An 11605-nucleotide genomic window follows, 5' to 3' on the forward strand; every position below is an offset into this window, starting at 1 on the left:
GCATAGATCGCCGCGCGTCACGGCTGCCGGATAAAATCATTGGATACATTACCGCGAATATCTCGCGCGCGCCCAGATTCTATTTAATTACCTCCACTTGGGTAGATAGTATGGAGAAATAATGTTCAATCTCATGGTAATGCCAGCCTCACCAGCGCTGGCCGTGGAGCTTTCCGCTCATGACGCTGCCTCTCGTGCACTGCTCGCCGCTGCTCGCTCCCTTGCGGTGGAGGCTGCCGCGGCCGGTATCACAGCCGTGGATATCGTTGGCAGCCAAGACCAGCGCTGGTATACCGCCCATACCGGCAGTTTACAGGCCTGGGGAGCAGCCACGGACCTGGGCGGCGGCAATTTTTTGCCCGAGATAATGGCGCGCTACGTACTACACAGCGTGCCGCAGCTTAGCGTCCGCGGTAGTCGGGAGGCTATCGGCCAGCCGGATCCAGCGGCGCTGACCATCGTCGTGGCAGATGGCAGTGCAGGCCTAACCGAGCGCGCCCCTTTGGCGCTTGTTCCAGACGCCCAGGCGGCGCACGAGTGGTGCGAGGAGGTGCTGATGGGGGCGTCGGCAAGCAGGGCAGGTGAGTGGCTTTCCCAGCGCGGCGTCATAGAACCCGCACTGTGGGAGGAATTGGCGGGCTTGCGGCCAAAGAAAGCGCAGCTTTTGGCCACCGATGCCACCTTGGGCGTTGGCCGCTATGTCGCAGGATGGGAGGTCTAATGCACCCGATTGCAGTCTTTGGTCCCACCGCCTCCGGAAAATCTGCCTTAGGTCTGGCGCTTGCGCATGAACTAGACGGAGAGGTGGTCAACGTCGATTCCATGCAGTTATATCGCGGCATGGATATTGGCACCGCCAAGCTCACCCCGGCCGAGCGCGAGGGGATCCCGCACCATCAGCTCGATGTGTGGGAGGTGACCGAGACCGCTTCCGTGGCGCGCTACCAGCGCGATGCTATCGCGGACGTGGAAGGTATCATGGACCGCGGCAAAACGCCTATTCTGGTCGGTGGCTCCATGCTCTATGCCCAAGCGCTTGTCGACGACTGGCAGTTCCCACCCACCGACCCCGCCGTTCGTGCCAAGTACGAGGCACGGCGCGTGGAAATCGGTACCGATGCCCTGCATGAGGAGCTGGCGCAGGTGGATCCGGCCGCAGCCGCCATTATCGAGGATAAGGATCCGCGCCGTACCGTCCGCGCGCTCGAGGTCATTGAACTAACCGGCAAGCCCTTTAAAGCCAGCCAGCCGCCGAAGGATGCCCCGCCGCGGTGGGGAACCCGCCTCTTGGGGCTGCGCACCACCGCGGACTGGTTGAATCCGCGCATTGAACTGCGCACGCGCCAGATGTTTGCACGTGGGCTCATCGAGGAAGTGGAGAATCTCCAAGGACAAGGCTTGGTGGCTGATTCCACCGCTGGCCGCGCCATCGGCTATGCCCAGGTATTTCAAGCCCAGCGCGGCGAACTCACGTGGGATGAGGCTGTAGAGCGCACCATTACCGGGACGCGGCGGTATGTGCGCCGTCAGCGCTCCTGGTTCAACCGCGATAAGCGCATTACATGGCTGGATGCTGCAGGCGATACGGCCGCCCAGGCGTTGCGCGCGCTAGGGTAGGGAACATGAAATTTGCCAAGGGTCATGGAACTGAAAATGACTTCGTCATCGTGGAAGACCACGCGGCTGCCACGCCGCTTAGTCCCGAGCGCGTAGCGGCGCTGTGCGATCGTCGCGCCGGTATCGGAGGCGATGGTTTGCTGCGCGTCGTGCGCGCCGATGCTTTGCTCGCAGCAGGTGAAATCGCCGAACTGGCCGAGGGCATTGCGCCCTATGATTGGTTCATGGATTACCGCAACGCCGATGGCTCCGTGGCCGAAATGTGCGGCAACGGCACCCGCGTATTCGCCCACTGGCTGCGCTCGCGCGGCCTAGTGGACGAAGATAAGTTCACCATCGGCACTCGGGCGGGCGCCAAGCTCGTTACTGTCCATTCGTGTGATGCACACGCGGCCGAGGTCACGGTGGAGATGGGCCCGGCCGAAGTAATTGGCGTGTCCACCGCATCCATGGCGGGGGAAAAATATGCCGGTTTGGGCGTAGACATGGGAAATCCCCACCTGGCGGCCGTGTTGCCGGGGCTGGAGGCTAAGGAGCTCGCGGCAAAGACGCTGGAGCAACCCGTTGTCGATGCGGCTTTCTTCCCGGATGGCGTAAACGTCGAGCTGGTGACTCCACTGTGCGACGGCCACGTGCACATGCGTGTCTTCGAGCGCGGAGTAGGAGAGACTCGCTCCTGCGGCACCGGCACTGTGGCGGCAGCGACCGCCGCGCTTGCCGACGCCGCCGTTGACCACACCAGCACCCCCCACGGCACCGTGCACGTACACGTACCGGGCGGGGAAGTTATCGTCGATATTTACGAGGGCGGCTCGCGCTTGACCGGACCTTCCGCGATCGTCGCTACCGGCGAGACCTCGCTGTAGACCGCCTCGTGTCTGGCTAGTGTTTAGGCGCTGCGCCCTTCGCCTTCCTCGAAGGCTTGCTCTTCGAGTTCTTGGCGGCGCAGCGCGCGATTTTCTACTTCGTTCTTTTCATACTTCGGCCCGAGCGCGAAGGCAGCACGGCGGGCAGACAACCACGTTTCTTTCAGTTCGCGGGCGCGCTCATCGGTGACCCTGAGCAAAGATTCCAACTCGTTGGTGCTAATTTCTTCCGCATTAACGCGCAAGTTCAACCGACGCAGGAACCGCCGGACGCCGGAAAGCTCGTAATGGAAGGCTTGGATGGTGGGGTCGGAACAATCCAAATCTAAAAGCGCCGGCCGATAGAGCGTGCGGTCAGCCATTTTCTCTGCGTCCGCGGAGGAGCGGAAGTCCTCGTATTCCGCCAGGACGTCTTCGATGTCTTCCGCCGAAAGGCGAATAGAACTGCGCAGTGCTGCCTGCTCCGAGGCATCCGGCCGGGTATGCAGCATAAGCAGCGCCGCCGCGATGAGCAGCGCTGCAATGAAAACCCCGGGGACTTTCAGGGTTGCCACAACCGCCACTGATCCCACCAGGATCAGCACGAGAACCATTACCCGCCGGTTCCTCGCATTTTCAGGGAAGGGCATCCACACAGCTATTTCACCAGGCCTTTATGTCCGTTCTAGTGGCCGCCGCAGCCGCAGCCACCGGAGCCACAACCGCAGCCAGCGCCATCGCCGCAACCGCCGCTGGGCAGCTCAATAGACGCTGTAAGCATCGCGGTACCGGCCACGATAGAGTCCTTCGCCGGCAGCTCGCCGGCTCCCACTGGCAGGCAGAGATCGAAGGGGAATAGGCCATCCATGACGAAGTGAGCGAATTTCTCCCCGGTCAGCTCGTTGGTGCGCCACTCAGATTCCATGACGCGTGCGGCAAAGGAGGCGGCAGGGGTCGGGACCTTGGCACCGGAGCCGGAGGAAATAACCTTGGCCCCCGCGGATTCGAAGAGCGCGGGGAACTCGCCCTCGGCCGCCTCATAGGCAGCGGCGGAATCGTAGGTGCGCACATCCAGCCCCATGGCGGTTAGGGAAATTTGCTGCCACTGCTGCAAGGGTTCGTCGACAAGCAAAGGCCCCTGCGCCAGGTTTGCGGTGGCCTGGGCGATGGTGGTGCCGAAAGGATCGATGATTTCCAGCAGGGCCAGGACATCGTTGACCATCTCCACGTGGGCAAACCCTTGCGTGACGGCATCGAAGCCGATGAAGGTGGCAAAAGGCTCTACCGCGAGGATATTAAGCTGCGCGCCCGACGGATCGGTGAACTGAATGAGCTGGCCACCGCGCACCTCACCGGTAACGGCTAAGCGGTCGCTGGCGATGGCCGCCTCGACCGCATCCTGCCAGCGCTCGAAATTGAGGCCAATGGCCTGCATCTCGGTATTCTGCTTCACCCCAGTGTCCTTAACGTTCATGCCCGCCATTGTATCGCCTTGTCCACCCAGCTAAGAATCCGAAATTCCCGCTTTCGGCCGCAACATGCAAAAATGAAAGGTAGTATGACCGAATTTTCCCAGCATAATAACGACGATCTCCTCGCCCGCGCCTTTCGCGATAACGACGCCCCGGCCACGCCGGAGGCGACGCCCACCACCGGTGACCTCGATCTGGCAGAGCGCAATGCCTTCCGCCGCGTTACCCGTGAGACCACCATCCGCGCCGAGGACACTACCGATGGCTACGAGGTGGAGTACCGAAAGCTGCGCCTCGAGCGAGTCATTTTGGTCGGCGTGTGGACCGAAGGCACCGTGGCCGAAGTGGAAGCCACCATGGACGAGCTGGCCGCGCTTACCGAAACCGCCGGCGCCGAAGTAGTGGAGATGATTTACCAAAAGCGCGATAAGCCGGACTCCGGCACCTACATCGGCTCCGGCAAGGTGAAGGAATTGCGCGATATCGTCGAGGCCACCGGTGCCGATACCGTGGTCTGCGATGGTGAGCTTAACCCCGGCCAGCTCACCGCACTCGAGCGTGCGCTTAACACCAAGGTCATTGACCGCACCATGCTCATCCTTGACATCTTTGCCCAGCATGCGAAATCAAAAGAGGGTAAGGCCCAAGTCTCATTGGCGCAGTTGGAATACCTGTATACGCATACCCGTGGTTGGGGTGGCAACCTCTCGCGCCAAGCAGGCGGCCGCGCTGGTTCCAACGGCGGCGTGGGCCTGCGTGGTCCCGGTGAGACCAAAATTGAGACAGACCGTCGACGTATCCGCACGGAGATGGCCCGCCTGCGCAAGGAACTGCGCGCCATGAAGACCGCACGTGAAGTAAAGCGCTCCAAGCGCCAACGCTCAACCATTGCGCAGATAGCTATTGCGGGCTACACCAATGCCGGAAAGTCCTCCCTCATTAACGCCATGACCGGCGCCGGGGTATTGGTGGAAGACGCGCTCTTTGCCACATTGGACCCCACCACTCGCCGTGCCACGCTTGCCGACGGCCGCCAGGTCGTCTTCACCGATACCGTCGGCTTCGTCCGCCACCTGCCCACGCAGCTGGTCGAGGCCTTTAAATCCACCCTGGAAGAGGTACTAGCCGCCGATATTATGCTGCACGTGGTCGATGGCTCAGACCCGTTCCCACTAAAACAGATTGAGGCGGTCAATCAGGTCATCTATGACATCGTCTCTGAGACAGGGGAGCAGGCCCCGCCCGAAATTATCGTGATCAATAAGATCGACCAGGCCGATCCGCTGGTGCTTGCTGAGCTGCGCCACGTCCTTGACCATGAGGACGTCGTCTATGTATCTGCCCGTACCGGTGAGGGAATCGACGAGCTTACCGCGCGTGTGGAACTCTTCCTCAACTCCCGCGATAGTCACGTTAAGCTGCAGGTTCCCTTCACGCGCGGGGATGTGGTGGCACGCGTGCACGCCGAGGGCACGGTGCGCCACGAGGAGTATACGGCCGATGGCACGCTTGTCGACGTCCGCCTTCCCTCACCCACCGCCCGTGAACTCGCTGAATTCATCGTGGAGGAAGTTTCCTAAACCAGCTCCGGTGATCCATAATTAAGGCTCGTGAGCTTAAAAGGTTGGACCGTCCACGGAGACGGTAAAAAGATTGCCCCAGGCGCGGTGGTGGCGCCGGAAGAACGACTCAGCTGGGGCCGCACCATCGGCATCGGTATGCAGCACGTGGTGGCCATGTTCGGAGCTACGCTTTTGGTTCCCACCTTGACCGGATTCCCCGTCAATACGACGCTGCTCTTTTCCGGCCTCGGCACAATTTTGTTCCTGCTTATCACGCGCAACCGGTTGCCGTCCTACCTCGGCTCCTCGTTCGCGTTCATCGCACCTCTTTCGGCGTCGCAGCAGTACGGCATCGCCGCGCAGGCCGGCTCCATTTTGGTTACTGGCCTTGTCCTTGCCGCGGTGGGCGTCGCCGTAAAGTTCGCCGGTCGCCGCGTGTTGGACGCCGTCATGCCACCGGCCGTAACCGGTGCGATTGTGGCACTTATCGGCCTGAACTTGGCGCCGAATGCGGCCGAGAACTTCGCCTCTCAGCCGCTCGTGGCGGCAGTGACGCTGCTGGTAATCCTGCTGGCCACCGTCGCCGGCCGCGGCATGGTCTCGCGCCTGTCCATTCTCCTCGGCGTGGTCGTGGGCTGGATTTTCGCCGCTCTCACCGGCAACCTCGGCGATGACGCCGTCGCGGCCATTGATGCCGCCCCGTGGGTGGGCCTGCCGCAATTCCACGCACCTTCCTTCAACGTCTCCGCCATTGCCGTCGCGCTTCCCGTGCTGGTGGTCCTCATCGCGGAAAACGTCGGCCATGTCAAGGCCGTTTCCGAGATGACAAAGCGCGATCTCGATGACTTGGCCGGTGACGCCCTTATCGCCGATGGCCTCGCATCTACCCTCGCTGGCGGCTTCGGCGGCTCTGGCACCACGACCTATGCTGAAAATATTGGAGTGATGGCCGCTACCCGCGTCTATTCCACCGCCGCGTACTGGGTAGCAGCATTTACCGCCATCCTTCTGGCTTTCGTGCCGAAGTTTGGCGCGCTGATTTTCACCATTCCTACCGGCGTTCTTGGTGGGGCCTGCATCGTGCTTTACGGGCTCATCGGCATGTTGGGTGTGCGCATTTGGATGGACAATAAGGTCAATTTCAACAACCCGGTTAACCTGACCGCGGCCGCAGTGGCGCTCATCGCGGGTATCGGCAACCTGACTCTCAGCGTTGGTGGGGTTTCCCTGGAAGGCATCGCGTGGGGTTCAGTGGGCATTATCGTCGCCTATCCGCTCATGAAGAAGCTATACGATTCCGTCGGCGAAGGCCACGCCGCCAAGTACTAATTTTTCTGCTGTGGATAATTGCCCGCCGCGCGCCCGCGGCGGGCAATTTTGTTGACGGGGCAACGCGGGTTATCCACACCGCTCCTGTACCTGGCTCGCGTGGGCTTGCGCGGGCTGTTTAACTCAGCGGCATGACCGCATTGGACGCATACTTAGACGCCATGAGCGCCGGAATGGACATCGTCGCCGCCGCTCAAGGGCTCAGTGATCGCGAGCTCATCGCGCAAGGTGCTTCCGACATTGCCGCGCGTGACCTGCTACGACTGTGCGATACTTACTTTGGCAAGTGCGGCTTTTCTGCCAAACAGCGAGCAGCGCGACAGACTACTCATTCCCTCGACGTGCTGCTGCTCATTGAAAAATACGCCCTGCGCTTGCCGACGCAGCGAGATGCCTGGACCCTACGCTGCGAACTGTGTGCCTTTCGTGGCAGTGCTACAGCACTAGAAAAGCGTGCTCGGGCCTTGGTCCGCGAGCTGCGCCCGCGCCGCACACCGGAAAAAGGCGTGCGCATTACCCGTCGTTCCGGCGGCCCGTGGTCGCTGACCATTACTGGGGATTCAGCCGATGTAGCAGATATGCACGCCGCATTGGATGCCAATAAGCCGCTGGAATCTGCCAAAGACCTCTTTTTCGGGAAAGCGAATGCAGCACGCACGACGGTAACGACACAGGTAGTGCTCACCCTCGATGAGCTCGACCGAATAGTCGACGGTGGGGGCGAAGAAATTACCCTGCAGTTGACCAATGGCGCTCAAATGACGGGAGCGGAGCTCGTGGCGCGGACACTAAGCGATCACGGCTATGTCACACTCGTTCACCCGCACGAGGGGCCGGTAAACCTCTATCGAACCTCGCGGCTAGCCAACGACAAGCAGCGGCTGATGGCGGCTGCGCTAAACCCGGTGTGCCCGTGGGAGAGCTGTAATTTTCCCGCGGATGAATGCCAGGTCCACCACCTGAAGGCGTGGAAGCACGGCGGTGAGACTAACGCTGCGAACCTCGCGACTTGTTGTCCCTACCATAATGGAGTCAATGACGATGCCCCCAATGCCCCACCTCGCAGAGGACGGCTGGCCCGGATAAACGGGCAGGTGAGCTGGGTGCCACCGTGGGGATAGGTGGCGTCGGCAAGCGAAAAGCTCCCCACCACACAGGCGGGGAGCTTTAAAGCGAACCGTTTTAGGGCTTAGGAAGCGTCTAGGTCCTTTTCGATGAGGGCAGCAATCTTTTCTACCGCTTCTTCGTTGTCGGAAGTAACAGTAACCTCATCGCCCTGTTCTGCGCCAAGAGCCATAATCATCAAAGAAGAGGCCGCATCGGTCTCATCTTCATCGTCATCGCCAACGAGGTTGAGGAAGATGTCTTCGTCGAACTCGCCAGCTGCGTCCGCGATAATGGAGGCGGGACGTGCGTGCAGGCCTACAGAGGAACCTACCTTTACAGTCTTGGAAGCCATGGAAAAGATCCTTTCTTATGGGGATTGTTGCAATCCAGTGTACGAGTGTTTGGTTTATGCCGCCACGTTCTGAGCAGCTTCTTCGACGGCTTTATTAGGCCAGAACTGCTTCATTGCCAGCACCGCTGCGGTCGAGACAACCACACCGGCCGCGATAGCGACGAGATAGCCCCAGAACGGGTCGATGGCGAAGAGGACGAACACACCGCCGTGTGGAGCTCGAGAGCCGACCGACAAGGCCATCGAAACCGCGCCTGTCACCGCGCCGCCGGCCATCATCGAAGGGATAACGCGGAAGGGGTCGGCCGCGGCGAACGGGATGGCACCCTCCGAGACGAAGGACAGGCCCAGCAACCAAGCGGACTTGCCGTTTTCCTGCTCGGCCGGAGTAAACAGCGACTTGCGGATGAACGTGGCCAGGGAGAGCGCAATCGGTGCAACCATGCCGGAGGCCATAACCGCGGCCATGATCTGCATGGAGGACTCGTCGCCGGTAGAAAGTCCGGCCGTAGCGAAGAGATAAGCCGCCTTATTGACAGGGCCGCCCAAATCAAAGCACATCATCAAGCCGAGGATGATTCCTAGGAGCACGGCCGAGGAACCGGACATCGACGAAAGCCAATTCTGCAGGCCATCCATGATGGCTGCCAGCGGTGCGCCCAGCAGTAGGTACATCGCAAGGCCGACGACGAGCGAGGTCAGTAGTGGGATGATGACAACTGGCATAAGCGAGCCCAGCCAGCGTGGTACCTTCCAATTGCCAATCCACAAAGCGACGAAGCCCGCCAGAAGACCAGTTACCAGGCCACCGATAAAACCAGCACCTAGGGTAACCGCGATCGCGCCGCCCGCGAAGCCTGGGGCGATGCCTGGACGGCCGGCGAGCGCGTAAGCGATATAACCGGAAAGAGCAGCAACGATAAAGCCCATCGCTGCTTGGCCAATGGCGAAAAGAACAGCACCGAGATACAGCAAGAACCCGGAGCGCTCGAAATGCATAAGTTCGCCGTCCACGGTTACGTCATGACCAGGAAGATTGCCTAGTGAAAAGTCCGTTGACAATGCCTGCCAACCGTTTGCCATATCGGCGCCGCCAAAAAGGAAGCCAAGGGCAAGCAGAAGACCACCGGCCGCGACGAATGGAACCATATAGGATACGCCGGTCATGATGGCCTGCTGGATGCGCTTGCCCCAACCGAGAGACTTTCCCTCTTCTTCTGCATCGGCCCGGGTAGCGGTGCCGGATACCTTGTGCGCGTGGGGGTTTCGGGCGGCGGCGACGGCCTCGTCGAGCATGGTGCCAGGCTCGTTGATAGCGCGCTTGACACCAGACTCAATTACCGGCTTGCCAGCGAATCGCTCCCGGTCGCGTACGCCAACGTCCGTGGCGAAGATGACCGCATCGGCCGCATCGATGGCGGCTTGGGAGACGGACTCATTATTCGACGAACCTTGCGTTTCTACGGTCAGCGCTACGTCATCGCGTTCGGCCGCGGTCTGTGTGAGGGCGTCGGCCGCCATGTAGGTGTGGGCGATGCCGGTAGGGCAGGCGGTGATGGCCACGATGCGGGTGACGTTGTCCGAAGAATCCGCGGTAGTTGGGGTCGCGGCCGAGGACGAGCCGTTGGAGGCGGCGGAGGAGCCTGTACCGGCGGCACCAGCGGCGGGGGCAGCCGACTCGGTGGCCGGTTTCTTCTTTGGCTTTTCTGCGTTGACTACATCCAAGACAAGGCGAACGATTTCTTCCTTGGTGGGGGCGCTGCGCAGTGCCTCGAGGAAGTCTTTTCGGACAAGGGCGCGGGCTAGCTTGGACAAAATCTTTAGGTGAGCCTTGCCGCCACCGGCCGGAGCGGCGATGAGGAAGACCAACTGGGCGTCTCCATCAGGGCCGGAGAAATCTACACCGCGGCCTAGGCGGGCGAATGCGAGGGTTGGTTCGGTGACAGCCTCGGAACGGCAGTGCGGGATGGCAACACCGCCGGGTACGCCGGTGCCGGCTTTAGTCTCGCGGTCGATGGCAGGTTGGGCCAATCCGGCGACGTCGGTGGCTCGGCCGGTGTCGTGGACTAGCGTGGCTAGGTTGGTAATGACGGAGTCAACACTGTCGCCAAAGTCGGCGTCAAGGGCGACAAGTTCCGTAGTAATGAGTTCGGAAGCCATTTTGGGGCGCTCCTTAGGCTAGCGAGTTAACGGTGGTATTAGCGATATCTATTTCTTCAGGACGAGGAAATTGCGTGCCTTGCTTGGATGCAGCCGCGGTCCCGTAGGCCACGGATCGGGCAAGGCTTGCGGCCGGAGATTTACCAGCGGTGCGGCCGAGAAGGTATCCGGCGAGCGCTGCGTCTCCAGCACCTACGGTGGATTTCACGGTGGCTGGAGGGGGAGTGGCAGCCCATGCTCCTTCAGCCGTAACCAGTACGGCACCGGCGCCACCGAGGGTGACGAGCACTTCTGCGATGCCTCGCTTGACGACGTCGCGTGCCGCGCTAACCACTCCCGAATAGTCACCGCGGGCGGCTTGTGTTTCCAGCTCGCGGCCGTCGGTGCCGGTGAGTTGGCCGAGCTCTAGACCATTGGGCTTTATGAGATCGGGTGCCGAAGACTCGAGATTTTTCCCGATGGCCAGCATCGGAGCATCGGAGGTATCTACCGCGATGCGGGCCTGTGGTGCGGCTGCACGGACAGCGGAGATGAGCTCGCAATACCAATCGGTGTCCACGCCGCGCGGTAAGGAACCTGCCAGCACCACCCAGTCGGCCGCGAGGGCGCGGGCGGTGAGGGTGGAGGTAATGGCTTGGGCATCGGCGTCGGAAAGCACGGGGCCTGGGCCGTTGACCTTGGTGGTGGTGCCGTCGGGCTCGGTGATGGTGGTGTTGACGCGAATGGAGCCATCCATAGCAGTAGCCGAAGAAGGCAATCCGGCCGCGTGGATGAGATTCAGGAAGGAATCGGAGTCGTGGGACGGAAAAAGTGCCAGGGTTTGCTCGCCGGCTAGGTGCACGGCATGGGTGACGTTTACGCCCTTGCCGCCTGCAACCTGTGTGACCTCGCTGGCACGGTGGACACCACCGGAAGTTAAAGGCCCGCTGAGTACGAGGGTGGCGTCGATACTGGGATTGGGGGTCAGCGTGAGAATCAAGTTGTCCCTTTCACAGGTTATATATTGGGGCCGAACGCCGCTGGAGAGAACCTTTGGGAATGGCCCGCCCTTAATGTTGATTCTTGTCCGAATGTGTCCGAAAGTCAACAGAAAACTGTGGTATACATTGCTTTTCTATCCGTTTTGTGGTGTTCTGGAAGTCAATAACCGCTATCTTCGAA

General features: G+C 61.0%; 11 protein-coding genes. 6 read left to right on the forward strand and 5 right to left on the reverse strand.

The annotated features are described in order from the left end of the window. Nucleotides 1–121 precede the first annotated feature (121 nt). From MHK04_RS01085 to dapF, 3 genes are read left to right on the forward strand one after another with little or no spacing between them, the layout of a single operon-like run. Nucleotides 122–721, forward strand: coding sequence for a hypothetical protein (locus MHK04_RS01085; RefSeq protein WP_200288947.1), 600 nt, complete (start codon nt 122–124; stop codon nt 719–721). After that, on the forward strand, nt 721–1617 hold the full coding sequence (gene miaA, locus MHK04_RS01090; RefSeq protein ID WP_239207608.1) for a tRNA (adenosine(37)-N6)-dimethylallyltransferase MiaA: 897 nt from the start codon (nt 721–723) through the stop codon (nt 1615–1617). The genes MHK04_RS01085 and miaA overlap by 1 nt, the downstream gene beginning before the upstream one ends. A gap of 5 nt (nt 1618–1622) precedes the next feature. After that, on the forward strand, nt 1623–2483 hold the full coding sequence (gene dapF / locus MHK04_RS01095) for a diaminopimelate epimerase (RefSeq protein WP_239204174.1): 861 nt from the start codon (nt 1623–1625) through the stop codon (nt 2481–2483). A gap of 23 nt (nt 2484–2506) precedes the next feature. Here the strand turns inward: dapF and MHK04_RS01100 are convergent, their stop codons facing one another. Beyond that, nucleotides 2507–3112, reverse strand: a complete 606-nt coding sequence (locus tag MHK04_RS01100) for a hypothetical protein (protein WP_239207609.1) — start codon at nt 3110–3112, stop codon at nt 2507–2509. Between the two features lie 35 nt (nt 3113–3147). Next, nucleotides 3148–3945 carry a hypothetical protein gene (locus MHK04_RS01105; protein ID WP_239207610.1) on the reverse strand — a complete coding sequence of 266 codons (798 nt, stop codon included), beginning with the start codon at nt 3943–3945 and terminating at the stop codon, nt 3148–3150. 75 nt (nt 3946–4020) lie between these two features. Between MHK04_RS01105 and hflX the strand changes: the two genes are divergently transcribed. The 3 genes from hflX to MHK04_RS01120 all read left to right on the forward strand — a co-directional run bounded on the left by hflX (nt 4021) and on the right by MHK04_RS01120 (nt 7946). After that, on the forward strand, nt 4021–5514 hold the full coding sequence (hflX, locus tag MHK04_RS01110; RefSeq protein WP_023021372.1) for a GTPase HflX: 1494 nt from the start codon (nt 4021–4023) through the stop codon (nt 5512–5514). Between the two features lie 30 nt (nt 5515–5544). Next, nucleotides 5545–6825 carry a uracil-xanthine permease family protein gene (locus tag MHK04_RS01115; protein ID WP_239207611.1) on the forward strand — a complete coding sequence of 427 codons (1281 nt, stop codon included), beginning with the start codon at nt 5545–5547 and terminating at the stop codon, nt 6823–6825. 131 nt (nt 6826–6956) lie between these two features. Next, the gene (locus tag MHK04_RS01120; protein ID WP_023021374.1) at nt 6957–7946 is read left to right on the forward strand and encodes an HNH endonuclease signature motif containing protein; all 990 of its coding nucleotides are present in this window, start codon (nt 6957–6959) and stop codon (nt 7944–7946) included. A 68-nt stretch (nt 7947–8014) separates the two neighbouring features. Here MHK04_RS01120 and MHK04_RS01125 read toward each other — a convergent pair whose 3' ends face one another. The 3 genes from MHK04_RS01125 to MHK04_RS01135 are packed head-to-tail and all read right to left on the reverse strand — an operon-like array spanning nt 8015 to nt 11423. After that, nucleotides 8015–8284, reverse strand: a complete 270-nt coding sequence (locus MHK04_RS01125) for an HPr family phosphocarrier protein (RefSeq protein ID WP_023021375.1) — start codon at nt 8282–8284, stop codon at nt 8015–8017. A gap of 54 nt (nt 8285–8338) precedes the next feature. Beyond that, nucleotides 8339–10444 carry a PTS fructose transporter subunit IIABC gene (locus tag MHK04_RS01130; protein WP_239207612.1) on the reverse strand — a complete coding sequence of 702 codons (2106 nt, stop codon included), beginning with the start codon at nt 10442–10444 and terminating at the stop codon, nt 8339–8341. Between the two features lie 13 nt (nt 10445–10457). Beyond that, a complete protein-coding gene (locus MHK04_RS01135) occupies nt 10458–11423 on the reverse strand; it encodes a 1-phosphofructokinase family hexose kinase (RefSeq protein WP_239207613.1) in 966 nt (321 codons plus the stop codon). Between the last annotated feature and the right edge of the window lie 182 nt (nt 11424–11605).

Source organism: Corynebacterium nasorum (assembly GCF_022345765.1).
In the GTDB taxonomy this organism is placed as follows: domain Bacteria; phylum Actinomycetota; class Actinomycetes; order Mycobacteriales; family Mycobacteriaceae; genus Corynebacterium; species Corynebacterium kefirresidentii.

Bases quoted from the DNA above. Each gene is read 5' to 3' on its own strand.
- MHK04_RS01085 (WP_200288947.1), top strand. From the start codon at position 122: ATGTTCAATCTCATGGTAATGCCAGCCTCACCAGCGCTGGCCGTGGAG.
- miaA (WP_239207608.1), top strand. From the start codon at position 721: ATGCACCCGATTGCAGTCTTTGGTCCCACCGCCTCCGGAAAATCTGCC.
- dapF (WP_239204174.1), top strand. From the start codon at position 1,623: ATGAAATTTGCCAAGGGTCATGGAACTGAAAATGACTTCGTCATCGTG.
- MHK04_RS01100 (WP_239207609.1), bottom strand. From the start codon at position 3,112: ATGCCCTTCCCTGAAAATGCGAGGAACCGGCGGGTAATGGTTCTCGTG.
- MHK04_RS01105 (WP_239207610.1), bottom strand. From the start codon at position 3,945: ATGGCGGGCATGAACGTTAAGGACACTGGGGTGAAGCAGAATACCGAG.
- hflX (WP_023021372.1), top strand. From the start codon at position 4,021: ATGACCGAATTTTCCCAGCATAATAACGACGATCTCCTCGCCCGCGCC.
- MHK04_RS01120 (WP_023021374.1), top strand. From the start codon at position 6,957: ATGACCGCATTGGACGCATACTTAGACGCCATGAGCGCCGGAATGGAC.
- MHK04_RS01125 (WP_023021375.1), bottom strand. From the start codon at position 8,284: ATGGCTTCCAAGACTGTAAAGGTAGGTTCCTCTGTAGGCCTGCACGCA.
- MHK04_RS01130 (WP_239207612.1), bottom strand. From the start codon at position 10,444: ATGGCTTCCGAACTCATTACTACGGAACTTGTCGCCCTTGACGCCGAC.